Below are 22,820 nucleotides of genomic sequence, written 5' to 3' on the forward strand. Positions count from 1 at the left end.
CCGGTGCGGTGCACCGGCCCACCCGTTGTGGGAACACCAACGCGGAGTGCGCGGAACCCGCCGAGTCCACGCGATCTGCGGACTCGGCGGGTTCCGCGCATCCCGCGCACTCCTCGCACGACTCTTCAGGGGGACCTTGAAACATGTCACGCATACGCAGAACAGGACACGGGCGTCCGGTCCTGGCCGCCGCGGCGCTCGCCGCGACGCTGGCCCTGACCGCCACGGCCTGCGGCTCGGGCGACGACGACTCCGGCAAGAAGACGGACGCCAAGCCCGCCGCCTCCGACACGGCACAGGACCCGGGTGGCTCCGGCGGCGGGAAGGAGAAGATCGGCATCCCGGACAAGCTGCCGAAGGACCTTCCCACGTCTCTCAAGGATCTCGACTCGTGGCGCGACGGGGCCTGGAAGAACTGGGACAAGGACCAGTGGGTGCGTGACGCCAAGGACTTCATCAACCCCTACCTCAAGGGGCACTGGGACCTGGGCCGCATGAAGAAGGCCGAGGACAACGAGAAGAAGGTCCCCGAGAACATCGAGAGCACGTCCGGGGCTGCCAACACCGCGGAGCCGCGTCCGGTCAAGGCGGAGGCCGTCAAGACTCCGTACACCCGCAACGCCGCTCCGGCGGGCAAGGTCTTCATGGACACCCCGGAGGGACCGATGGTCTGTTCCGGCACGGTCGTGAAGGACCCGCGCCATCCGGGCAAGTCCAACCTCGTGGCGACCGCCGGGCACTGCGTCCACTCGGGCCGCAGCGGTGGCTGGCTGCGCAACATCACCTTCATTCCGGCCTTCAACGACCGGGGCCGGGACATGCCGTCGGTCAACAACGCCCCGCCGCAGGAGGTCGCGCCGTACGGCGAGTGGTGGGTCAAGTGGGCGCAGACCACCAACTACTGGATCCAGAAGGGCGCCAAGTCCGGTGGCGGCGGCTCACAGCAGGACTTCGCCGTGCTGAGCGTCCAGCCGGTGAACAAGAGCGGCAAGTCGCTGGAGGAGACCGTCGGCAATGCCGTGAAGGCCAACTTCGACGCGCCCTCCTCCTCCCGTATCCGGGGCGTCAGCAACTACGGCTACCCGGCCGCACCGCCGTTCGACGGCGCGAAGATGTACTCCTGCACCGACAAGCCGGGCGCGCTGACGATCGACCCGTCCCAGCCCGCGCTCTACCGCATCGGCTGCACGATGACGGGCGGCTCCTCGGGCGGCGCCTGGCTGATCGAGGGGGCGGGTGGCAAGCCCGAGCTGATCTCGGTCAACTCCATCGGCCCGCACCCGGCCACCTGGCTCGCAGGTCCGCGCCTGGGGAAGACGGCCAAGGCCGTCTTCGACGCAGCCAGCCAGAAGGGCTGAGCGGCACACCGCTTCCCGCACACATGAGGCTGCCCCTCCCGTTCCGGGAGGGGCAGCCTCATGTGCGTGTCGGTCCCGAGCTGTCAGCCCGTGCTGTCGTTCTGGCTCGCCGCGGCGAGCGGATCAGCAGACTGGCCGGCGAGCGGGCGTGGCCGGTCGCTCCTCACGATCCCGCCGCCGTCATCTGGAAGGCGCGCAGCTCGGCTGCGAGCTCCTCGTGCACCCGGGCCTTGAGCAGCGTGCCGTGCTCGGTGTGCTCCTCCGAGAGGACCTCACCCTGACTGTGCACGCGGGAGACCAGCTTGCCCTCGGTGTAGGGCAGCAGCACCTCCAGCTCCACGGAGGGACGCGGCAGCTCCTCGTCGATCAGCTCCCGCAGTTCGTCGACACCCTGCCCGGTGCGGGCCGAGACGACGAGAGCGTGCTTCTCGGCGCGAAGGAGCCGCTGCAGGACGAGCGGGTCGGCGGCGTCGGCCTTGTTGATCACCACGATCTCGGGCACGTCCGCCGCACCGACGTCCCTGACCACCTCGCGCACGGCCGAAAGCTGCTCCTCCGGCACCGGATGGGAGCCGTCCACCACGTGCAGGATCAGGTCCGAGTCACCGACCTCCTCCATGGTGGAACGGAAGGCCTCCACCAGGTGGTGCGGAAGGTGACGCACGAAGCCGACCGTGTCAGCCAGCGTGTAGGCCCGCCCGCTGGGGGTCTCGGCCTTGCGGATGGTCGGGTCGAGAGTGGCGAACAGCGCGTTCTCCACCAGGACGCCGGCGCCCGTCAGCCGGTTGAGGAGGGAGGACTTGCCCGCGTTGGTGTAGCCGGCGATGGCGACCGACGGGACCTTGTTGCGCCTGCGGTCCTGCCGCTGCACGTCGCGGCCGGTCTTCATGTCCGCGATCTCCCGGCGCATCTTGGCCATCTTCTCGCGGATGCGGCGCCGGTCCGTCTCGATCTTGGTTTCACCCGGGCCACGTGTGGCCATACCGCCACCCGCCGAGCCGGAGCCACCGCCACCCATCTGCCGGGAGAGCGACTGGCCCCAGCCGCGCAGCCTGGGAAGCATGTACTGCATCTGGGCCAGCGAGACCTGTGCCTTGCCCTCACGGGACTTGGCGTGTTGGGCGAAGATGTCGAGGATCAGGGCCGTCCGGTCGACGACCTTGACCTTGACGACGTCTTCGAGGTGGATGAGCTGGCCCGGAGTCAGCTCACCGTCGCACACCACCGTGTCGGCGCCGGTCTCCAGGACGATGTCCCGCAGCTCCTCGGCCTTGCCGGAACCGATGTACGTGGCCGCGTCGGGCTTGTCCCGCCGCTGGATCACACCGTCCAGCACCAGGGCGCCTGCGGTCTCGGCCAGCGCCGCCAGCTCCGCGAGGGAGTTGTCCGCGTCCTGCGCCGTGCCGGAGGTCCAGACGCCGATCAGCACCACGCGCTCCAGGCGGAGCTGCCGGTACTCGACCTCCGTGACGTCCTCCAGCTCGGTGGAGAGACCGGCCACTCGCCGCAGCGCCGCCCGCTCGGAGCGGTCGAACTGATCACCGTCACGGTTTTCGTCGAGCGTGTGACTCAGAGCGACGTCCTCTTCCATCAGGGCGTCGGCTCGGCGGTTCGTCCTGGCGATGCGCTGGCCGTTCTGTGGAAGGGAAGAGGAGAGGGTCAAGTGGATCCTTAGGGTCGAGAGACATTTCCGTACCCGTCACAACGCCCTGGCGCCGGGGAAGATTCCCCGGGCGGCCCCGCTCTTTGTGCCGTGGCCGTGCCGTGCCGCCGCGCCGTGCGGTCACCAGATGGTCGCACGGCGCAGCGACGACGTCATCCGTATTTGACGTCCCCGGCGAACGGCGTCCCCCGTGTCCCTCCGTGGGCACCCCTTCGGACGGGCGGACGGTGTCCTCGGCGCTCTCCCGCGGGCGGCGAGGTGGCGTGTGTTTCCGCGTCCTTCCGCGTCACCCCTGACCCGCGGGACGCTCGACCGCCCGGGCGCCCTTGTCGACGGGGGCGACAGGGGCGACGGGACCGTTGCTCTCCCCCGGCGTCTTCTTGAGAGATTTCTGCTGCTCCTCGGGGGACTTCTGCTTCCAGTCCGGATGGCCCGGCATGGGCGGGGTGGTCTTCCCGTACAGCCACTTCTTCAGGAACGCGCTCTGGTCCTCGCCCGTGACCTCGCCGGCCAGCGCGATGAAGTCGCCCGTGTCGGCGTTGTCGTCGCGGTACCGGCGCGTCCACTCGCGCTCCAGACGGGCGAAGGCGTCCTTTCCGATCCGCTCTCGGAGCGCGTAGAGGACGACAGCCGAACCGTTGTAGACGATCGGGCTGAACAGGTCGATCTTGCCGTCCCCCTGGGCGGGCAGCAGTGCCGCGGGCGGCCCGTAGCGCTTGCGCCAGGAGTCGGACAGCTCGTACGAGGCCCGGGCCCGCTCCTCGACCGTGAAGCCGCCCCGTTCGGCCGCGTAGGCCCACTCGTACCAGGTGGCATGGCCCTCGTTCAGCCACAGGTCGGTCCACCTGCGGGGACTGACGCTGTCACCGAACCACTGGTGCGCCAGCTCGTGCACCATGAGGGACTCCTTGTACCAGGACGGGTACGCGGGGTTGGCGAGCAGCTCGCTCTCGAACAGGGAGAGCGTCTGGGTCTCCAGCTCGAACCCGGTCTGCGCCTCGGCGGCCAGCACGCCGTAGTTCTCGAACGGGTACCGGCCCGCTCTCCGCTCCATCCAGGCGATCTGGTCGGAGGTCCGCTTCAGCCACGGGGTGAGCGCCTTGCGCTGCTTGACGGGCACGACGTGGCGCAGCGGCAGTCCGTGCGGGCCTGTGGCGTGCACGACGGTGGACCGGCCGATCGACACCTGGGCGAGTTCGGTGGCCATGGGGTGCCCCATCCGGTAGGTCCAGACGGTGTCCTCGTTCTCGTCGCCCACGCGCTTCCGCCCTGCGGGCAGCCCACCCGCCACCACGGTCAGTTCCTTCGGGGCGCGCACGTGGAAGGTGAACATCGCCTTGTCGGCGGGGTGGTCGTTGGAGGGGAAGACGCGGTGCGCGGCGTCGGCCTGGTTGGCCATGGCCAGCCCGTCCTTGGTACGGACCCAGCCGCCGTTCTTGGTTTTCGGATCGCTGGTGTGCCTCACTTCGACGTGCAGCCAGGAGCCGCGTCGCAACGGCGCTCTGGGGGTGATGACCAGGTCCTCCCCCGCACGCGCGTGCTCGGCGGGGCGGCCGTTGACCTCGACAGAGCTCACTTCTCCGCCCGCGAAGTCCAGATTGAACCGCTCCATGCTCCCGGTGGTGACCTGCGCGTCGATGCGGGTGCGGGCCTTGAGCGGCTTGCTGTGGTCGCCGCTGTAGTCGAAGGAGATGTCGTAGGCGCGAACGTCGTAGCCGGGGTTGCCCAGGTGGGGGAAGAGGTGGTCTCCGATCCCGGCGGGCCGGGGCGCGGGCAGGGTCGCGCCGACGAGGGCGAGTGCGGCGGCGGTGACCGTACCGGCCACCGCGCAGCGGCGTGGCAGAGCGCGGGAACGGGCGCGGACTGTGAGGGCTGTACTGGCCATGCGACATCGCTACCAGCGACCGCCCCCCGTAATGATCTTCCTCGCCCGCGTCCACCCGAAAGGGGACGCAGGTAAGCCCGGGCGAGCGTGGCCGGCGGCACCGTTCCACCACGGAGTGCCGCTCGTTCCACCACGGAGTGCCGCTCGTTCCGTCACGAGTGCCGCTCGGCCCGCCACCGTCACGCCGGTCGGTTGGTGGCCGACGCGCCCGTCGGTTGAGGGCCGACGCGCCGGACGGTCCGCACGGGCGGCGCCCGTCAGTTCGAGACGGCTCTGCGGGCGGAGCGGCTCACGTCGTAGACGCCAGGCACACTCCGCATCGCGCGCATCAGCGCCGGCAGCCCGGCGGCGTCAGGGAGTTGGAGGGTGTAGGTGTGCCGTACCCGTTGCTCGCGCGGAGGTTCGACGTCGGCCGCGACGACGGCCGCCCCGTGCACCGCGATGGTCTCCGTGAGGTCGGCGAGCAGCCGGGGGCGACCGAACGCCTCGGCGCGCAGCGTCACCCGGCACCCGGCGGTGCCCTGCTCCCAGCGCACCGGCAGAGGCAGACGGCCGTCCGAGGCCATCCGCGCCACCGATTGGCAGCTGTCCCGGTGGACGGTGACCGCGCCGCCGCGCACCGGGAACCCGGTGACCGCATCGGTCGGCACCGGAGTGCAGCAGCGGGCCAGCCGTACCGGGGTGTCCGGACGTCCCGGCACCACGGGAACGTTCTCCGCGTACCGCTCGCCCCGGCGCCCCGCACGCCTGCCGGATCGCTCCCCGCGCGCGCCCCGCAGGGTGTGGTGTGGCGCAGAGGCGTCCCGGCGGGTCTCTCCGCCGCCTGTGGCGGGCCCCGCCCAACGCGTCGCCGCGGCGGACGTGGGGCCGGCGCCCGTGCGGGAGGCCGCGCCCGCCTCGGTGCCAGCGCCTCGGTCCGTGGCCGCTGTGGCTGCCGGGTCGGAGCTGGAGCGGGAGTCCGGTGTCGGAGCGGGGCCGGCACCGGTATCCGGGCCATCGGTGGCGCCCGCGTACGGTGACGGCTCCCCGGCCGCCCGCGCACGCGCCCCCGCACTCGCGTCCGCACCGGCACCACCACCAGCACCACTGGGACCCGTTCCCACAGGCCCGTCCGGCCCCGCGGCCGTGTCCGCATCCGGACCCGCCTTCGGGTCCGGGTCCGGGCCCAGGTCCGGGGCCGGGGCCACATCCGGAGCCGCGTGCGCGTCCCCCTCGGCAGCCGTACGGAGGCGGGAAGGGTGCGTCACGCCACCGGGGGCGGTGGCATGGCCGGGGGCGGCGGTACGGGGCGCGGCGGCCGTCTCGTCCGCGGCGTCCTCCGCGTCCTCGTCGTGGGCCGCCAGCCACTTGCGGATGGCAAGCCGGGCGGACGGCGTCCGTACGTGGTCGAGCCATTGCGGAGACGGCCCCGACGGGCTGCCCTGGCTGGGCTCCAGGAAGAGCTGGAGCGCGTCCCCGTCCCGCAGCACCGTGGTGAGCGCGGTCAGCCGTCCGTTGACGCGCGCCCCGATACAGCGGTGACCGGCCTGTCCGAGCCGGGCGTACGCCGCGTCGACGCAGGTGGCGCCCGCGGGCAGCGGCAGCGCGCCGGACCCGAAGCCCTCGGTGCCAGGGACGGCGCAGTAGACGGTGATCTCCAGGTCCTGCGCCAGTTCGTCGCGCAGTTCCTGCCAGAAGGTGTTGGGGTCGGGGGCGTCGCTCTGCCACTCCAGGAGGCGTGAGAGCCAGCCAGGCCGCGTCGGATCGACGCGCTCCCCCGTAGCGTCCCCCTCGGCTGCGAAGCCCGTCCCTTCGGCTCCCTCGTGGGCCGCCTCCGCCGTGGCGACCGCGTGGGGGTCGCCCAGGGCGATGACTCCGGTCTCGGCCACCTGGTGCATGCGCCGTGTACGCACCAGCACCTCGGCGACCCGGCCCTCCTCATCGGCGATCGCGGTGTGCAGCGACTGGTAGAGGTTGAACTTGGGGACGGCGATGAAGTCCTTGAACTCGGACACCAGCGGGGCGAAACAGGTGTGCAGCTCGCCGAGGGTGGCGTAGCAGTCCGCGTCCTCGTCGACGAGGACGAGCAGGCGCGCGAAGTCGCACTCTCCGAGCTGGCCGCGTTTGCGGCGCAGCCGGTGGACCGAGACGGTGTGGCGGGGGCGGATGAGCACCTGTGCGACGACCCCTGCGTCACGCAGCGTACGGCGCACCTGGGCGGCGAGTCCGGTCAGCGGGTCGGGGCGGGCGTTGTGCTCGCGGATCAACTCGCGGGTGCTGCTGTGCTCTTCCGGGCGCAGCACGGCGAAGACCAGATCTTCCAGCTCGCTCTTGAGTGCCTGGATGCCGAGCCGTTCGGCGAGCGGGATGAGGACGTCCCTGGTGACCTTGGCGATGCGGATCTGTTTCTCGCGCCGCATGACACCGAGCGTGCGCATGTTGTGCAGCCGGTCGGCCAGTTTGATCGACATGACGCGCACGTCGTTGCCCGTCGCCAGCAGCATCTTGCGGAACGTCTCGGGCTCCGCGGCCGAGCCGTAGTCGACCTTCTCCAGCTTGGTGACGCCGTCCACCAGGTAGCACACCTGATCGCCGAACTCGCGGCGCACCTGGTCGAGCGTGACCGCGGTGTCCTCGACGGTGTCGTGCAGCAGCGACGCGGTCAGAGTGGTGGTCTCCGCACCGAGCTGCGCGAGCAGGAGGGTGACCGCGAGCGGGTGGGTGATGTAGGGCTCGCCGCTCTTGCGGGTCTGCCCGCGGTGGGAGGACTCGGCCAGTACGTACGCCCTGCGCAGGGGCCGCAGATCGGCGCGCGGATGGTGAGCCCTGTGGACCTTGGCGACGTGCTCGATGGCATCCGGCAGGGAGTCCCTCGGCGTGGCGCCCAGCAGTGCCACTCTGCTCAGCTTCCGCAGACCGCGCACCGCGCTCATGGGCACCTCCCGCTCCTGCCGCGCCTCCGGGCCGGGGCTGTGATGCTACCGACCCCATCACGCGCCCCTGACCGACTCCGGCCCAGGGTGAGCCGTATCACCCCATCGTGCGACGCCGCGCCGGCGGCGTCGCACGGGTGCCGCCGCCCCTGCCTCGCGGCAGCCACCCTTACGACAGCAGGGCGGGGTCGATCCGGCCCTCGGCGACGATCACGGCGGGGCCGGTCATCTCGATCTCTCCGTCGGCCCGCTCGGTGATCTCCAGCCGCCCGCCGGGCACCTCGACCGCGTACGTCACCGGTGCGCCGTCCTCGCGCGGGTCGAGGCCGTCCCTGCGCGCGGCGGCCACCATCACGGCACAGGCACCGGTGCCGCAGGAGCGCGTCTCCCCCGCGCCTCGCTCGTGCACTCGGAGCGCGACGTGGCGCGGGCCCTTGGCCACGACGAACTCGACGTTGACGCCGTCCGGGTAGGCGGTCGCCGGCGACACCTCGGGGGCGTCCAGCAGTCGGCCCGCGTCCGTCAGGTCCGCCACGAAGGCGACCGCGTGCGGGTTGCCCATGCCGACCTTGCGCGCCGGCCAGGTGTGCCCGGCGGCGTGCACGGTGATCTCGCCGTCCGCTCCGTACTGGGCGTCGGCGTCCGCTCCGTTCCGGGCGTCGGGCAGCTCGGCGGTGCCCATGCCGATCGTGATGTCGCCGCCGTTCTTGGCGATGTGGACCCGGCGCACACCGGCGCGGGTCGCGATGGCGACGTCACCGGGCTCGGCCAGCCCCGCACGTTCCAGGTAGCGGGCGAAGACCCTGGCGCCGTTGCCGCACATCTCGGCCACGGAACCGTCGCTGTTGCGGTAGTCCATGAACCACTCGGCGTCCTCGGCCATGGACCTGGCCTCCGGGTGCGCCGCCGCGCGGACGACGCGCAGCACGCCGTCGGCACCGATGCCCGCCCTGCGGTCGCACAGCCGTGCCACCGCTTGCGGGGACAGGTCGAGCACGCCGTCCGGGTCCGGAATGATCACGAAGTCGTTCTCGGTGCCGTGGCCCTTGAGGAACGGCACGCCTGGTGCGCTGGTCACACCGCCGATCGTACGGGAGGCGGGGCCGGAACGCGGAACGGGCCGAGCCGCCGGGCCGAGGCCGAGCCGGCGAGCTGAGGCCGAGCCGCCGGGCTGAGGCCGAGTCGCCGGGCTGAGGCCGAGCCGGCGAGCTGAGCAGGTCAGGCGGCCTGACGGCCTGGTCGGAACGGGCCGTCTGCCAGGCTGGTCGGACCAGGCAGCGGGCTGGGCCGGAGGCAGCGACGGACCGGCGGTCTGGGCCGGAGGCAAGAGCGGGCAGGCGGGCTATGCCGGAGGCAGCGACGGACCGGCCGGCTGTGCCCGGTCAGTGGCGGAGGCGGTCGATCCGCCAGACGGCGAGTACCACGAGGGTGCACAGCACCACCGCGTAGCACAGGACCACCCGCCAGTCGGGACGTCTGCCCGAGCCGCGCGCCGGGAGTCCAGGCCAGGTGTGCCCCACCCTGCGGGCCGCCATCACGCCCCAGCCCGCCGCACAGCCGCACAGCAAGAACCCCAGCATGGAGACCACGGCGCCCGAGTTGCCGCCCGGCTCGAAAGCCAGCGGGAACGCGAACATCAGCGAGCCGAGAGCGCCGAGGACCACGATGGGGGCGAGCTGCCACAGGCGCAGCTTGCGCTGCGGCCGCAGTTCGTGTGGCTCGACCGGCGGGCCGGCGGGGTCCTCCCCGGGCACCTCACGCGCCGGGTCGGCAACACTGTCCGCAACGGCGGTGTCGTCCTGATCGGCGTCGGGGCCGGCGTCCCGGTCGGGGCCGGCGCCGCCCCCCTGGAGAGGACCGGCCGGTGTGCCGGGTCCGGACGACTGCTCGGGGGCTGCCTGCGGTTCTCTCCCGGGCTGCGGGGTGTCAGCGAACGGCTCGCTGTCGGCGGAAGGCCCGGCGTCCGCCGCTGAGGAGTTGTCGCGAGGGCCGGCCTCCATTGCCACACGCCCTCCCAACTCCGGTTTTATGGTTCCCAACGATGGACGATGATGGCACGCCTGCGGTAACGGGACGGTTGCGCAGGGCTTCCCGATGCCATCACGTGATCAGGCTGTAACCGCGCGCGTCAGCAACGCCAGCGCCGCACCCGCCAGTTCCCGCCTGTCGGCCGCCGCACCACTGAGCCAGTTCACCCGTGGATCGCGGCGAAACCAGGAATCCTGGCGGCGCGCGAAGCGCTTGGTGGCGCGAACCGTGACCTCGCGCGCCTCCTCGAGGGAGTACTCGCCCGCGAGGGCCGCGAGCACCTGCTGGTACCCGAGGGCGCGGGGGGCCGTGCGCCCCTCCCGCAGCCCCCGCTTCTCCAGCTCCCGCACCTCGTCGACCAGCCCGGCCTCCCACATCAGGTCCACGCGGCGGGCGATCCTCTCGTCCAGCTCCGGCCTGGCGACGTCGACGCCTATCTGAACGGTCTCGTAGACGGACTCATGGCTCGGCAGATTCGCCGTGAACGGTCGCCCGGTGATCTCGATGACCTCCAGGGCGCGGACGATGCGACGGCCGTTGCCGGGCAGGATCACCCGGGCCGCCTCCGGGTCGGCCGCGGCCAGGCGGGCATGGAGCTCGCCGGAGCCCCGCTCGGCCAGTTCCGCTTCCAGCCTGGCACGCACCCCGGGGTCGGTGCCGGGGAACTCCATCGCGTCGAGCGCACCGCGGACGTACAGGCCCGAACCGCCGACCAGCACGGGCACCCGCCCCCGGGCGTGCAGCCGATCGATCTCGGCGCGGGCCAGCCGCTGGTACTCGGCGACGCTCGCTGCCTCGGTGACCTCCCAGATGTCGAGCAGGTGGTGCGGTACGCCCTTCCGTTCCGGCAGGGTCAGCTTCGCGGTGCCGATGTCCATCCCTCGGTACAGCTGCATCGAGTCGGCGTTGATGACCTCGCCACCCAGCTCCTGGGCGAGGAAGACCCCCAGGTCGGACTTACCGGCTGCGGTGGGCCCCACGACGGCGACGACGGGCGGGGTGTCCTGCGGGGGAACCGGCGAGGTCATCAACGCGGGGGAACCGGCGAGGTGGGCGGGGTGGCGGCTTGGGCGTTCACCCGTCAAGTCTCGCAAACCCGGTCGCGGCTTCTCGAACGAGCGACGTGACGCGGCACCTTCGGGGTCGTTGCCCGTTGCGAGGTTCCGACAGCCGGTTTCCGCACCGGTGCCCTGGGGCGACGCAATGGGACGCTCCGCGAGGCGCGGGATTTCGCCCACACGAGTATGGTCTGGAGTAGATATGGGCGTGTTTGCGAAGATTCTCCGTCGTTCGTCCACCAAGTCAACACAGGACACTCCCGAGGCCACCCCCGCGGAGGAAACCGGGGCGGTCTCCTTCGCTCAGCGTGGAGCGCAGGAGACCGGGCAGAGCGGGACCGAGCCGACGGGACAGGACGCGGTGGCCGCCGAAACCCGGCAGGCTGCGGAGGGCGAGGCCTCCCGTGAGAGCCCGCCCGAGGAGAGCGCGGCTCACGCCGCTTCTCCGGCCCCCGAGAGCTCCGAGGCGAGTGGTGACGGTTCCGCGGACGCCCGGGAGGGCCGGACGGCGGCTAGGGTCGAGAAGAGCGAGGGGGCCGTCGGCATCCCCAAGCAGCAGTCCGCCGACGAGGCCGCCGACAGCGAGACCGGGGACAACGCCCGCAAGTAGACCGTGCGGCCCCCGCCCGCACGGCATGGCAGGAAGGTGACCGCGATGGGCTTCATGGACAAGGTCAAGGGCATGCTGGGCCAGCATGGCGACAAGGTCCAGCAGGGCCTGGACAAGGCGGCGAAGGCCGCCGACTCCAGGACCAAGGGCAAGTACAGCAGCCAGATCAGCAGCGGCACCAAGAAGGCCAAGGACGCCGCACAGCGGCTGGCCGACGAAGGGCGCGGCCAGGGCGGTCAGGGCGGCCAGGGCAGCTCGGGAGGCGGTCCGACGGGCGGCGGCAGCGGATCCGGCCCGACCGGCGGCGGCAGCGGATCCGGCCCGACCGGCGGCGGCAGTGGGTCCGGCCCGACGGGCGGCGGCGGCAGCGGCTCCGGCGGCACAGGCCGCTGAACCCGCCTTCCGACGTCCCGGGAGATGCCGGCCCGTCGGCACCTCGCAGCGGCCTCACGGACTTCCGCAGCGTGACGACAGCAGCGCGGCCGGGGGTGTGAACAGCACCCCCGGCCGCGCTGTGTAGCGGCCGTTTCCGGGCGTCGCGGCGGGTATGGGGTGTCCGGCCGCGCAGGGTATGCGGTCGATCACGACCAGCTGGCGACGAGATACCCCACCCCGTAGGGCGCCTCGTCGTACAGGAGCCGTCCGGCCAGCCCGGCTCCCTGTGCGGCACCGGCGAGTGTCTGCCAGGAGGAGCGTCCGGCTGCTCCGAGGTCGTAGGCCAGCTCCTCGTCCAGGGCGAGCAGCGCCGTGGTGTCGGCGGCGCCCAGGGCCCGTGCGGCCTCGGCGTCGAATGCGGCGGCGCGCTCGTCGAAGTAGCCGGGGGCCTTCAGCGTGCGGCAGTTGCTGCCGTCGCCCATGACGAGGAGAGCGACACGGTCCGCGCTCGCCGCCAGTTCCCGGCCCGTCTCCTGGCAGCGGGCGCGCGCCAGGGGTTCACCGACGCCGAGCCCTTCGACGGGACAGCTCGTCCAGTCCGTACGGTCCAGCAGCCAGGCGCCGACCGCGAGGGAGGGGGGAAGGTCACGCCGGGCGGGCTCCCCCTTGCCCAGGCTCACTTCGAGGGGGACGCCGAACCCGGCGAACGAGCCGCGGGCACCCTGGGGGTGCGGGCCCCGGCCGGGCTGTTCGGCGGGGCCGATCACGTGGAGCTGGTCGGGGCGGGCAGCCGCCAGGACACCGATGGCGTCGTAGCAGGCGGCGCGGGCGGCGTCCATCTCGGCGGCGGCACCGCCCGCGATCTCGGGTACGAGAAGCGGGGGGCAGGGGCATACTGCTGCGGCGACAAGCATGGCGCGCAGCTTAAGTGCCCCGCACACCACTTCCCACCCAGCCCGGGCCGTAACTCACCCGCACGTGCGGGAACCCCGTGAGCGGGTGACGGCCCGGCAGCGCGCCACGCGGACCATCTCGCCTGCCAGGGCCCACGGTTCAGGCCAAGAGGCCCACGGTTCAGCCCAGGCCCCACGGTTCAGCCCAAGCTCCACGGTTCAGGCCAGGGTCCGCGCTTCAGGCCGGGCAGCAACCGCCGGTGGCCGCGGGCAGCGGGTCGGGAACACCAACTGTGGGCAGGCCGAGCAGCACGCCGCCGCCCTGCTGCCCGGGGGCGGCCTCGGCTGCGGTACGGCGCTCCCAGGCGTCGCCCGCACGCGTGCGGCGCACCGCCTTGGCGGGGCCCTCGGCCAGCAGGTGGTGGGGGGCCGCGTAGGTGATCTCGACCGTCACCATGTCGCCGGGCCGCACCGGTTCCTGCGGCCGGGAGAAGTGCACGAGCCGGTTGTCGGGCGCGCGGCCCGACAGCCGCTGGGTGGCGTCGTCCTTGCGCCCCTCGCCCTCGGCGACCATCAACTCCAGTGTGCGGCCGACCTGCTTCTTGTTCTCCGCCCAGGAGATCTCCTCTTGGAGCTCCACCAGGCGTTCGTAACGCTCCTGGAGGACCTCCTTGGGGATCTGCCCTTCCATGTCGGCGGCAGGCGTGCCGGGACGCTTGCTGTACTGGAAGGTGAACGCCTGGGCGAACCGGGCCTCGCGCACGACGTGCAGCGTCTCGGCGAAGTCCTCCTCCGTCTCGCCGGGGAAGCCGACGATGATGTCGGTGGAGATCGCGGCCTCGGGGATGGCGGCGCGGACCTTCTCGATGATGCCGAGGAAGCGCTCCTGCCGGTAGGAGCGGCGCATCGCCTTCAGGACGCGCGAGGAGCCGGACTGCAGCGGCATGTGGAGCTGCGGCATCACGTTGGGCGTCTCGGCCATGGCCGCGATGACGTCGTCGGTGAAGTCGCGGGGGTGCGGCGAGGTGAAGCGGACGCGTTCCAGCCCGTCGATACGGCCGCAGGCGCGCAGCAGCTTGCTGAAGGCCTCGCGGTCACCGATGTCGGAGCCGTAGGCGTTGACGTTCTGGCCGAGCAGGGTGATCTCGGTGACGCCCTCGTCGACCAGTGCCTCGATCTCGGCGAGGATGTCGCCGGGGCGGCGGTCCTTCTCCTTGCCGCGCAGCTGCGGGACGATGCAGAAGGTGCAGGTGTTGTTGCAGCCCACCGAGATGGAGACCCAGGCCGCGTAGGCGCTTTCGCGGCGGGTGGGCAGCGTGGAGGGGAACGCCTCCAGGGATTCGGCGATCTCCACCTGCGCTTCGCTGCGCATCCTGGCCCGCTCCAGCAGCACGGGGAGCTTGCCGACGTTGTGGGTGCCGAAGACGACGTCGACCCAGGGGGCCTTCTTGACGATGGTGTCGCGGTCCTTCTGGGCAAGGCAGCCGCCGACTGCGATCTGCATGCCGGGGCGCGCGGCCTTCTTCGGAGCGAGTTGGCCGAGGTTGCCGTAGAGCCTGTTGTCGGCGTTCTCGCGGACGGCGCAGGTGTTGAAGACGACGACGTCGGCGGCGTCCGCGTCCTGGGGCGCGCGTACGTATCCGGCGCCCTCCAGCAGTCCCGCCATCCGCTCGGAGTCATGGACGTTCATCTGGCACCCGAAGGTGCGCACCTCGTACGTCCCCTTGACGTCCTGGACGCCCTGGACGCCCTGGACGGCCGTCTGGACGTCCGCTGTCTGACTCCGGTCGCTACTGCTCATGCCACAAGGGTAGGCGTTCCCACCGACGCCCTCGGCCGGGTGGGACAGGCACTCCCGACGACCGCCGGGACTTTGTGAGGCAGATCACTGCGCGGTCACTCCGGGGTGCGTTCGCCCGACAGCCGCAGGGTCGCCCAGACGGCGTTGCCCGCGGTCAGGGAGGAGGACCGCACCCCCCAGTCGCTGGCCAGGGCGGCCACGATGCACAGTCCGCGACCGCTCTCGTCGGCGGTCTCGCTCTGTTTGAGCTGCGGCTCCTCGCCGCCCCGGGCGGGGTCGTGGACCTCGAGGCGGAGCAGCGTGGCGGTCGGTGTGCCGCGCGGTGCCAGGGCCGCACAGCAGACCAGTTCGGCCTCGGGGACGCAGCGGGTGTGGACGACGGCGTTGGTGGCCAGTTCGGAGAGCAGCAGCACCGCGTCGTCCGCCGTCGCGGCGGGTATCGGCGGTTCGTGCCGCTCCTCCAGCCACCGGGTGAACGCGGCGCGCGCCCGTGCGATGTTCTGCTCCCGAGCGGGGAAGCGCAGCTGCCAGCCCGGGTCCGCGGAGTTTGAGGGTGGCACGGCCGGGTTGCCGGAGCCGCCGGTGAGTGCGGTGGAGGAGGCTGCTGCGGGGTCCCTGCGAGCGGGGGCGGCGTACACCTGGGGGCGCCTTCCGTCGGGCTGGTCCCGGCCCGCGGCGGGGCCGTGACACGTCGTCTGTCCGTCACTATGGCCTCTGCCGTTCCACTCAGCAAGCGACAGTGTGAAATTTGCACTTCGCGACAGGCGACCGTCCGCGTGTGGAGCGTGTGAGCCCGGCCACTCCCCTGGCCCGCGTCTTACTGGCAGTATCGCCTTCCATGCCCAGCCTGCGTCCGCGAACCGCCTCCCGTCCGGTGTTCGGTCCGGACGGGCTCGCCGCCGGCCGCCCTCGTGTCCTGTGGAGCTCGGCCGCCGTCCTTCTGGTGTGCGGACTGCTGGCATGGTGGCTGATGCCCTCGCGCGCGCCGGCGCCCAGTGGCGAGATCACCTTCGCCACAGGGGTGCGGACGGGCGTGTACGAGCGCTACGGCACTCTCTTCAAACAGCGGCTCGCCCGCGACCTGCCCCGGGTGGACCTGACGCTGCAGCACAGTGAGGGCTCGGTGCAGAACGTGGCACGGGTCGCCTCGGGCAAGGCGGACTTCACCATCACCGCCTCCGACGCACTGGCCACCTACCAGCAGGAGGGTGGCAAGGACGCCTCCCGCATCCGGGCCTGCGCCCGGCTCTACGACGACTACATGCACCTGGTGGTGCCCAGGGACTCACCGGTCAACAGCGCCAAGGACCTCAAGGGGCTGCGTGTCGGCGTCGGTGAGGAGCGCTCCGGGGTGTCCCTGGTGACCAGCAGGCTGCTGAAGGCCGCGGGCTTGGACATGGAGCACGACGTCCATCCGGTGCGAGAGGGCATCGACCGGATGCCCGCGCTGCTGACCGAGGGGAAGCTGGATGCGTTCTTCTGGTCGGGCGGGCTGCCGACGGGCGCCATCGAGCGGCTGGCGGAGCAGACGGACATCCGGCTGGTCCAGCTCGGCGACCTGCTGCCCCGGCTGCACGAACAGGGACGCAGAACGGGCTACTACCGCGCCGCCGTGATGGCGCCGGACGCGTACCCGACGGTGCAGCGCGGCCGGTCCGTCAAGACGGTGGCGATCGCCAACCTCCTGGTGACCACGGACCGCACCGACGCGGCGCTGACGGAGGGCATCACGCGCTCGGTCATCAGGAGCAGGGACCAGATAGGGCGCGAGGTGCACGCGGCCCAGAAGGTCGACCTGCGCACCGCCATCTACACCGACCCCGTTCCGCTGCACGAGGGGGCACGGCGCTACTACCGTTCGGCCAAACCCTGACCCTGGCCCGCCGCCTCCGGAGCGTCCCGCGGAACGGTGATCAGCACGCGCAGCCCCGCAGGGGAGTTGTGCGCGAAGGAGAGCCCCGCGCCGCTGCCCGCGAGCAGGGCTCGGGTGATGGACAGGCCCAGGCCCGACCCGGAGACGTTCTGGTGGCGGCCGCTGCGCCAGAAACGGTCACCCACCCGCTCCAACTCCTCGTCGGTCAGCCCGGGGCCGCAGTCCCGCGTCTCGACCGTCACATGGCCGCCCTCCGCGCGGACGGTGACGGTGACCGATCCGCCGTCGGGAGAGAACTTCACGGCGTTGTCGACGACCGCGTCCAGTGCGCTGGACAGCGCCACCGGATCCGCCCACCCGGTGGCCGCCGCCTGGCCGGCCGACGTGAGCCGCACGCCCCTGCGTTCGGCGCTGGGCCGCCAGGAGGCGACCCGCTCGGCGGCGATCTCGGCGACATCGGTCAGCACGACGTGTGACGCGTCGCTGTGTTCGGCGGAGGCCAGGTCCAGCAGGTCGTCGAGCACCCGGGCCAGCCGCTTGCCCTCCGCCCGCACGGAGGCCATCTCCTCGTTGCCCTCGGGCAGCTCCAGGGCGAGCAGTTCGATGCGCAGGAGAAGCGCGGAGAGGGGGTTGCGCAACTGGTGGGAGGCGTCGGCGACGAAGGCGCGCTGCTGTTCCAGCGCGCCCTCCACGTTGCCCGCCATCTCGTTGAAGGAGTGGGCGAGCCGGCGCAGTTCGGGCGGGCCGACCGACGCGACGACGCGCGAGGTGAACTTGCCTGTGGCGATCTCGTGCGTGGCGCGGTCGAGTGTCCGCACCGGCTTGAGCACCCAGCCGGTCAGCCGCAGCGCCGCGCCGACCGCCAGCAGCATGGCGGCGGCCTCACCGACGGCGATGGCCAGCCAGCCGCGCAGTATGCGCGAGCGCATCGGCCCCGTGGGCGAGTCGGTGAGCACCACGGCCGCCACGTCGCCGTCCCTGATGACCGGAGAGGCCACCGCGATCCGCCCGTCCCGCTGCCAGGGCCACACCTGCGGAGGATCGTGGCTGCGGCGCCCGGCCAGCGCCTCGGCGTACGCCCGCGCCCCTTCCGGCCGGCCGCCCTCGCCGCCGGTCCCGTCCTCGCGAGGTACCCGCCAGTCGCGGGGGGAAGCGGCCATCGTGCGGCCGTCCCGGTAGAAGACGCCGGCGCGGATGCCGTAGAGGTTCCGGTACCGGTCCAACTCGTGCTGGAGGGTGGCCCGGCGTTCGTCGGGCAGGCTGGTGGAGGTGACGAACTGGGCGAGGGAGGCGAACCGCGCCGTGTCGTCGATCCGGTCGACCACCACGCGCTGCTGCTCGGCCTGGGCCTGGCTGGCCGCCAGCGGAAAGCCGAGCGCCAGGAGAACCCCGGCCAACAGGATGATCAGAAGAGGGAGGAGGCGGCTGCGCACTGTCGATGGTCTCCGGGTCGGCCCGCTCAGACGCCCTGCGCTGCCATGCGGTAGCCGACGCCGCGCACCGTCTCTATGAGCGCGGGCCGCCGCAGCTTGGCACGCAGCGAGGCGACGTGCACCTCCAGGGTGCGTCCCGTCCCCTCCCAGCTCGTACGCCAGACCTCACTGATGATCTGTTCCCTCCGGAAGACCACACCGGGCCGCTGGGCGAGCAGCGCGAGCAGGTCGAACTCCTTGCGGGTGAGCGACACCAGAGCTCCTTCGACGCTCACCTTCCGGGTGGGCAGCTCGATGGTGACGGCTCCGAGCCGGATCGTGCCGGGCGCGCCCGCACCGTCCGGCCCCGACGCGGTGCCGCCTCCCGACGGCGCCCCGCCGTCCCCGCCGGCCCCGCGGCGGCTGACGGCGTGGATGCGGGCGAGCAACTCCCCCATGTCGTACGGCTTGACGACGTAGTCGTCGGCCCCCAGGTTGAGGCCGTGGATGCGCGACCGGACGTCGGCACGCGCCGTCACCATGATCACCGGGGTGGTGCTACTGCGGCGGATGCGCCCGCACACCTCGAAACCGTCCTGATCGGGCAGGCCCAGATCGAGCAGGACGACGGCGAAACCGGGGCTCGGCCGGCCGCCCACCAGCAGTTCCTGGAGCGCCTCGGCGCCGCTGCGCACATGGGTCACCTCGAAGCCGTGCCGCGCCAGCACGGCGGAGAGCGCGGCAGCGACCCGGTCGTCGTCCTCGACGAGCAGCAGTCTCACCCGGCGCCCTCCTCTGCCTCTTGCCCCGCTCCTGTGCGATTGCTCCGACAGAGCATCCATTCCCATCGGCGCAGGTGAGTCAAGGGGCTCTCCGGCCTGCGGAGGTATCCGTTACGCAGCCGGTACCGTCCCCTTTCCCCAGTGAGCCCGGTCGCAGCCGGATCGTTATGCTCAATTTCAGCTCAGATGTAATGACGGTCACGCAGACGGCTCACTAGGGTCCTCGCAACCGACGAGGACGGAGCTAAACGCCGATGAGCGAAGTATCGGTGACCAAGGACGCACGCGGTCCCGAGCCCGCGACCGACAAGCTGGTCGTCCTGGACAACGTCAACAAGCACTTCGGTGCGTTGCACGTTCTTCAGGACATCGACCTGACCATCGCGCGCGGCGAGGTCGTCGTCGTCATCGGCCCCTCGGGTTCTGGCAAGTCGACCTTGTGCCGCACCATCAACCGCCTGGAGACCGTCGACTCCGGCGGCATCACGATCGACGGCAAGCCGCTGCCGCAGGAGGGGAAGGAACTGGCCAGGCTCCGTGCGGACGTGGGCATGGTCTTCCAGTCCTTCAACCTCTTCGCGCACAAGACGGTGCTGGAGAACGTCACCCTCGGCCAGACCAAGGTCCGCAAGACGGACAAGCAGGCGGCCGAGCAGAAGGCCCGCACGCTGCTCGACCGGGTCGGCGTCGGCAACCAGGCCGACAAGTACCCCGCGCAGCTCTCCGGCGGACAGCAGCAGCGCGTCGCGATCGCCCGGGCTCTGGCGATGGACCCGAAGGTCATGCTCTTCGACGAGCCGACCTCGGCCCTCGACCCCGAGATGATCAACGAGGTCCTGGAGGTCATGCAGCAGCTGGCCCAGGAGGGCATGACCATGGTCGTCGTCACCCACGAGATGGGCTTCGCACGCTCGGCCGCGAACCGCGTCGTCTTCATGGCGGACGGCCGGATCGTGGAAGAGGCCACCCCGGACCAGTTCTTCAGCAACCCGCGCAGCGACCGTGCCAAGGACTTCCTCTCGAAGATCCTGCACCACTGAGCCACAGGACCACGGGGCCGGACGGCCACAGGGCCATGGAGCAGCGCAGCAGCGCACTGGGCCATCGACTGTTCAAGCAAGGGATGTTCACTATGAGGTTGCACAAGACCGCCGCGGCGGCAGCCGCTGTCCTGGCGCTCGCCGCCACCGCCGCGTGCGGCGGCAAGGAGGGCTCCGCGGGCGACAAGCCCAAGGACCAGACGAACGAGAAGGCGCTGCCGAAGTACGAGGTCGCCAAGGACGCCAAGGTCGACTCCCCCGTTCTGAAGAAGGCCCAGAAGCGCGGGAAGATCGTCATCGGCGCCAAGGCGGACCAGCCCTACCTCGGTTTCCAGGACCAGTCGACCAAGAAGTACTCCGGCTTCGACATCGAGATCGCCAAGATGATCGCCGCCGACCTGGGCTTCTCGCCGAAGCAGATCGAGTGGAAGACGGTCGACTCCGGCGCGCGGGAGACGACCATCTCCAAGGGCGACGTCGACCTGATGATCGGCACCTACACGATCAACGACGAGCGCAAGAAGCAGGTCGCCTTCGCGGGACCGTACTTCCACGCCGGCGCCTCGCTGCTCGTCCGCAAGGACGAGAAGGAGATCACGGGGCCGGAGACCGTCAAGGGCAAGAAGGTCTGCTCCATCGTCGGTTCGACGCCTCTCCAGGTCATCAAGCAGCCGAAGTACGGCGCCAACGTCACCGAGCTGAGCAAGTACTCCGAGTGCGTCTCGCAGGTCATCGACGGTCAGGCCGACGCCGTCACCACGGACGACGCGATCCTGATGGGCTACGCCGCGCAGAACCCCGGCAAGCTCAAGGTCGTCGGCAAGCCCTTCTCCGACGAGCCCTACGGCGTCGGCATGAAGAAGGGCGACGACGCCCTGCAGAAGGCCGTCGCCGACGCGATCAAGGCCCACCAGGACAACGGCGACTACAAGAAGGCGTACGAGGCCACCCTCGGCAAGTCCGGCTCCAAGTTCAAGACGCCGCCCGAGATCACCGAGAAGTGACGTGCCGCGCCTCGCTCCCCGGCGCGGGCGCCGCGCGGGGCGGGGCGCGCCCGTGTGACGTAGGACGCCGGTGTGACCGCACGCGTGCGGGCCGGCTCCCCGGCCGCCGCCGTCCCCACCCCGGTCACCGACCTCACGCCTTTCACGCCCACTCGCCTTTCCTGCCTTTCCTGCCTTTCCTGCCTTTCCTGCCGCCGCAACCTACGCGACTCCTCGCGGAGAACTCATGAACGTACTGCTCGACAACCTGGCGCTGTTCCGCGAGGGATTCCTCGGCACGCTGTCGCTCACCGCCGTCAGCGCCGTGCTCGCCGTGGTGCTCGGCCTCGTGATCGCGGGCTTCCGGGTCTCGCCCGTGCCGCCACTGCGCATCTTCGGCACGCTGTGGGTGACGGTGTTGCGGAACACCCCGCTGACACTGCTGTTCCTGGTCGCCTTCTTCGTGGTGCCCAAGGTTCTCTTCCCCGGCATCAACTCCTTCGTGCTGGCCGTCTGCGCCTGCGGCTTCTACGCCTCGTCCTTCGTCGCGGAAGCCGTCCGCTCCGGCATCAACACCGTGCCGATGGGCCAGGCCGAGGCCGCCCGTGCCATCGGCATGACCTTCACCCAGACCATGCGCATCGTGGTGCTCCCCCAGGCGACACGCACCGTCGTACCGCCGCTGAGCAGCATATTCATCGCCCTCACCAAGAACACCGCGATCGCCGGCGCGTTCGACAACGTGGACCTCTTCAACATCCAGAAGACGCTCAGCAACGACGGTTACGACATCGCCGTCATCTTCATCTGGATCACCATCGGCTACCTGATCATCACGTACGCCATCAACGGCCTCTTCCGGCTGCTGGAGAACCGTCTGGAGGTCGCCCGATGAGCGCGAGCGTCCTGTTCGACGCCCCCGGTCCCAAGGCCCGGGCCCGCAACGTCATCTACTCCGTCATCGGCAGCGTCGCCCTGCTGGGGCTGCTCGGCTGGGCCGTCTACCGGCTCTACAACCGCGGCCAGTTCGCGGGCGAACTGTGGGACATCTTCAACTACGCGGGGATCCGGGAGAACATCCTGGACGCCCTGCTGTCCACCCTGAAGGTGTTCGCACTGGCGGGTGTCCTCTCGCTGGTCTTCGCCGTCATCCTGTGCGTCGCGCGGCTGTCGGACCACAAGCCGATCCGCTGGGTGGCCCTGGTCTTCATCGACCTCTTCCGGTCGATCCCGCTGCTCATCACGATCTTCGCCCTGTGGGTCGGCATCCTCGGCGACATCTCCTCCATGTGGGCGCTGGTCCTGGGTCTGACGATCTACAACGGCTGCGTCCAGGCCGAGGTGCTGCGCGCCGGGGTCAACGCGGTCCCCAAGGGGCAGGTGGAGGCGGCCTACGCCCTGGGCCTGCGCAAAACCCAGGTCACCCTCTCGATCCTCTTCCCCCAGGCCGTGCGGTCCATGCTGCCGACGATCATCAGCCAGCTGGTCGTGACGCTGAAGGACACCTCCCTCGGCTTCATGATCCTCTACCCGGAGCTGCTGTACTCGGCCCGCCTGATCGCCAACAACACGCCGGTGGGCGGCGTCTACCCGACCGTGCAGACGGTCATCGTCTTCGGCGCCATCTACATCGCCCTCTGCCTCGCGCTGGCCTGGCTGGCGAAGTTCATCGAGCGCCGCGGCCGCAGGTCCAAGGCCGGCATCACCCCCGCGGCGGGCGCGAAGGAACTCCAGGAAGTCGCGCCTTCCGGCAGCTCGGACCTCGAACCCGCCCCCAACCCGGGCACGGGAGACGTCCACAAGGACTAGGGTCTTTCGTTTGGATCTGGCTGGATCAGGGAGCGGGCTCCGGTGCGTGCTCTCGCAAGGCGGAGGATGGGGGTCCCCCCGGCCGAAGGCTGGGGGAGAGTCCCTGCGTGGGGGCACCTCCCGGGGCGAGCGAAGCCGAGCCCTGGGGGAAGCGGCGACTGACTCCCCCAGCCTCCGGCCGGGGGTGCCCCCACGCAGGGACGGGGGGGCCCCCCGGCCGAAGGCTGGGGGAGAGTCCCTGCGTGGGGGCACCTCCCGGGGCGAGCGAAGCCGAGCCCTGGGGGAAGCGGCGACTGACTCCCCCAGCCTCCGGCCGGGGGTGCCCCCAGCCGCGAGAG

General features: G+C 71.2%; 19 protein-coding genes. 8 read left to right on the forward strand and 11 right to left on the reverse strand.

Features of this window, described 5'->3' with window-relative positions:
• Positions 1–143: 143 nt before the first annotated feature.
• Positions 144–1,358, forward strand: a complete 1,215-nt coding sequence (locus AB8Z75_RS00870; RefSeq protein WP_369199360.1) for a serine protease — start codon at positions 144–146, stop codon at positions 1,356–1,358.
• A 163-nt stretch (positions 1,359–1,521) separates the two neighbouring features.
• Here the strand turns inward: AB8Z75_RS00870 and hflX are convergent, their stop codons facing one another.
• From hflX to miaA, 6 genes are all read right to left on the reverse strand, one after another.
• Positions 1,522–3,021, reverse strand: coding sequence for a GTPase HflX (gene hflX / locus AB8Z75_RS00875; RefSeq protein ID WP_369199361.1), 1,500 nt, complete (start codon positions 3,019–3,021; stop codon positions 1,522–1,524).
• 286 nt (positions 3,022–3,307) lie between these two features.
• Entirely contained in the window at positions 3,308–4,906 is a 1,599-nt protein-coding gene (locus AB8Z75_RS00880) for a M1 family metallopeptidase (protein WP_369199362.1), read from the reverse strand.
• A gap of 257 nt (positions 4,907–5,163) precedes the next feature.
• The gene (locus AB8Z75_RS00885) at positions 5,164–7,818 is read right to left on the reverse strand and encodes a bifunctional (p)ppGpp synthetase/guanosine-3',5'-bis(diphosphate) 3'-pyrophosphohydrolase (RefSeq protein ID WP_369199363.1); all 2,655 of its coding nucleotides are present in this window, start codon (positions 7,816–7,818) and stop codon (positions 5,164–5,166) included.
• A gap of 169 nt (positions 7,819–7,987) precedes the next feature.
• The gene (gene dapF, locus AB8Z75_RS00890; protein ID WP_369199364.1) at positions 7,988–8,896 is read right to left on the reverse strand and encodes a diaminopimelate epimerase; all 909 of its coding nucleotides are present in this window, start codon (positions 8,894–8,896) and stop codon (positions 7,988–7,990) included.
• A 304-nt stretch (positions 8,897–9,200) separates the two neighbouring features.
• The gene (locus AB8Z75_RS00895; protein WP_369199384.1) at positions 9,201–9,818 is read right to left on the reverse strand and encodes a hypothetical protein; all 618 of its coding nucleotides are present in this window, start codon (positions 9,816–9,818) and stop codon (positions 9,201–9,203) included.
• A 108-nt stretch (positions 9,819–9,926) separates the two neighbouring features.
• Positions 9,927–10,874 (reverse strand): tRNA (adenosine(37)-N6)-dimethylallyltransferase MiaA, encoded by a 948-nt coding sequence (miaA, locus tag AB8Z75_RS00900; RefSeq protein ID WP_369199365.1) that lies wholly within the window; start codon positions 10,872–10,874, stop codon positions 9,927–9,929.
• 232 nt (positions 10,875–11,106) lie between these two features.
• Between miaA and AB8Z75_RS00905 the strand changes: the two genes are divergently transcribed.
• Together AB8Z75_RS00905 and AB8Z75_RS00910 are read left to right on the forward strand one after the other, a co-directional pair.
• Positions 11,107–11,514: a hypothetical protein gene (locus AB8Z75_RS00905; RefSeq protein ID WP_369199366.1), complete on the forward strand. Its 408-nt coding sequence runs from the start codon at positions 11,107–11,109 to the stop codon at positions 11,512–11,514.
• A 45-nt stretch (positions 11,515–11,559) separates the two neighbouring features.
• Positions 11,560–11,907: an antitoxin gene (locus AB8Z75_RS00910; RefSeq protein ID WP_369199367.1), complete on the forward strand. Its 348-nt coding sequence runs from the start codon at positions 11,560–11,562 to the stop codon at positions 11,905–11,907.
• 188 nt (positions 11,908–12,095) lie between these two features.
• On the opposite strand, the gene AB8Z75_RS00915 is transcribed toward AB8Z75_RS00910, so the two are convergent.
• The 3 genes from AB8Z75_RS00915 to AB8Z75_RS00925 all read right to left on the reverse strand — a co-directional run bounded on the left by AB8Z75_RS00915 (position 12,096) and on the right by AB8Z75_RS00925 (position 15,221).
• A complete protein-coding gene (locus AB8Z75_RS00915; RefSeq protein ID WP_369199368.1) occupies positions 12,096–12,803 on the reverse strand; it encodes a class III extradiol dioxygenase subunit B-like domain-containing protein in 708 nt (235 codons plus the stop codon).
• A gap of 217 nt (positions 12,804–13,020) precedes the next feature.
• Positions 13,021–14,583 (reverse strand): tRNA (N6-isopentenyl adenosine(37)-C2)-methylthiotransferase MiaB, encoded by a 1,563-nt coding sequence (miaB, locus tag AB8Z75_RS00920; protein ID WP_369199369.1) that lies wholly within the window; start codon positions 14,581–14,583, stop codon positions 13,021–13,023.
• A gap of 95 nt (positions 14,584–14,678) precedes the next feature.
• On the reverse strand, positions 14,679–15,221 hold the full coding sequence (locus AB8Z75_RS00925) for an ATP-binding protein (RefSeq protein WP_369199370.1): 543 nt from the start codon (positions 15,219–15,221) through the stop codon (positions 14,679–14,681).
• Between the two features lie 200 nt (positions 15,222–15,421).
• On the opposite strand from AB8Z75_RS00925, the gene AB8Z75_RS00930 reads away from it, so the two are divergent.
• Positions 15,422–16,456, forward strand: coding sequence for a TAXI family TRAP transporter solute-binding subunit (locus AB8Z75_RS00930; protein ID WP_369199371.1), 1,035 nt, complete (start codon positions 15,422–15,424; stop codon positions 16,454–16,456).
• On the opposite strand, the gene AB8Z75_RS00935 is transcribed toward AB8Z75_RS00930, so the two are convergent.
• Together AB8Z75_RS00935 and AB8Z75_RS00940 are read right to left on the reverse strand one after the other, a co-directional pair.
• A complete protein-coding gene (locus AB8Z75_RS00935; RefSeq protein WP_369199372.1) occupies positions 16,435–17,889 on the reverse strand; it encodes a sensor histidine kinase in 1,455 nt (484 codons plus the stop codon). The two genes, AB8Z75_RS00930 and AB8Z75_RS00935, sit on opposite strands and share 22 nt — an antisense overlap.
• 26 nt (positions 17,890–17,915) lie before the next feature.
• Positions 17,916–18,650 carry a response regulator transcription factor gene (locus AB8Z75_RS00940; protein ID WP_369199373.1) on the reverse strand — a complete coding sequence of 245 codons (735 nt, stop codon included), beginning with the start codon at positions 18,648–18,650 and terminating at the stop codon, positions 17,916–17,918.
• Between the two features lie 254 nt (positions 18,651–18,904).
• On the opposite strand from AB8Z75_RS00940, the gene AB8Z75_RS00945 reads away from it, so the two are divergent.
• From AB8Z75_RS00945 to AB8Z75_RS00960, 4 genes are all read left to right on the forward strand, one after another.
• On the forward strand, positions 18,905–19,690 hold the full coding sequence (locus tag AB8Z75_RS00945) for an amino acid ABC transporter ATP-binding protein (protein ID WP_114019456.1): 786 nt from the start codon (positions 18,905–18,907) through the stop codon (positions 19,688–19,690).
• 92 nt (positions 19,691–19,782) lie between these two features.
• On the forward strand, positions 19,783–20,694 hold the full coding sequence (locus AB8Z75_RS00950) for a glutamate ABC transporter substrate-binding protein (RefSeq protein WP_369199374.1): 912 nt from the start codon (positions 19,783–19,785) through the stop codon (positions 20,692–20,694).
• Positions 20,695–20,920: 226 nt separating this feature from the next.
• Positions 20,921–21,568 (forward strand): amino acid ABC transporter permease, encoded by a 648-nt coding sequence (locus AB8Z75_RS00955; RefSeq protein ID WP_369199375.1) that lies wholly within the window; start codon positions 20,921–20,923, stop codon positions 21,566–21,568.
• Positions 21,565–22,482: an amino acid ABC transporter permease gene (locus AB8Z75_RS00960; protein ID WP_369199376.1), complete on the forward strand. Its 918-nt coding sequence runs from the start codon at positions 21,565–21,567 to the stop codon at positions 22,480–22,482. The genes AB8Z75_RS00955 and AB8Z75_RS00960 overlap by 4 nt, the downstream gene beginning before the upstream one ends.
• Positions 22,483–22,820: the final 338 nt, after the last annotated feature.

Source organism: Streptomyces sp. PU-14G, from assembly GCF_041028275.1.
Taxonomy (GTDB): Bacteria; Actinomycetota; Actinomycetes; order Streptomycetales; family Streptomycetaceae; genus Streptomyces.

What these genes read in the sequence shown, in the direction of transcription:
- AB8Z75_RS00870 (WP_369199360.1), top strand. Translation starts at nt 144, where the DNA reads ATGTCACGCATACGCAGAACAGGACACGGGCGTCCGGTCCTGGCCGCC.
- AB8Z75_RS00880 (WP_369199362.1), bottom strand. Translation starts at nt 4,906, where the DNA reads ATGGCCAGTACAGCCCTCACAGTCCGCGCCCGTTCCCGCGCTCTGCCA.
- AB8Z75_RS00885 (WP_369199363.1), bottom strand. Translation starts at nt 7,818, where the DNA reads ATGAGCGCGGTGCGCGGTCTGCGGAAGCTGAGCAGAGTGGCACTGCTG.
- AB8Z75_RS00895 (WP_369199384.1), bottom strand. Translation starts at nt 9,818, where the DNA reads ATGGAGGCCGGCCCTCGCGACAACTCCTCAGCGGCGGACGCCGGGCCT.
- miaA (WP_369199365.1), bottom strand. Translation starts at nt 10,874, where the DNA reads ATGACCTCGCCGGTTCCCCCGCAGGACACCCCGCCCGTCGTCGCCGTC.
- AB8Z75_RS00905 (WP_369199366.1), top strand. Translation starts at nt 11,107, where the DNA reads ATGGGCGTGTTTGCGAAGATTCTCCGTCGTTCGTCCACCAAGTCAACA.
- AB8Z75_RS00910 (WP_369199367.1), top strand. Translation starts at nt 11,560, where the DNA reads ATGGGCTTCATGGACAAGGTCAAGGGCATGCTGGGCCAGCATGGCGAC.
- AB8Z75_RS00915 (WP_369199368.1), bottom strand. Translation starts at nt 12,803, where the DNA reads ATGCTTGTCGCCGCAGCAGTATGCCCCTGCCCCCCGCTTCTCGTACCC.
- miaB (WP_369199369.1), bottom strand. Translation starts at nt 14,583, where the DNA reads ATGAGCAGTAGCGACCGGAGTCAGACAGCGGACGTCCAGACGGCCGTC.
- AB8Z75_RS00930 (WP_369199371.1), top strand. Translation starts at nt 15,422, where the DNA reads ATGCCCAGCCTGCGTCCGCGAACCGCCTCCCGTCCGGTGTTCGGTCCG.
- AB8Z75_RS00945 (WP_114019456.1), top strand. Translation starts at nt 18,905, where the DNA reads ATGAGCGAAGTATCGGTGACCAAGGACGCACGCGGTCCCGAGCCCGCG.
- AB8Z75_RS00950 (WP_369199374.1), top strand. Translation starts at nt 19,783, where the DNA reads ATGAGGTTGCACAAGACCGCCGCGGCGGCAGCCGCTGTCCTGGCGCTC.
- AB8Z75_RS00955 (WP_369199375.1), top strand. Translation starts at nt 20,921, where the DNA reads ATGAACGTACTGCTCGACAACCTGGCGCTGTTCCGCGAGGGATTCCTC.
- AB8Z75_RS00960 (WP_369199376.1), top strand. Translation starts at nt 21,565, where the DNA reads ATGAGCGCGAGCGTCCTGTTCGACGCCCCCGGTCCCAAGGCCCGGGCC.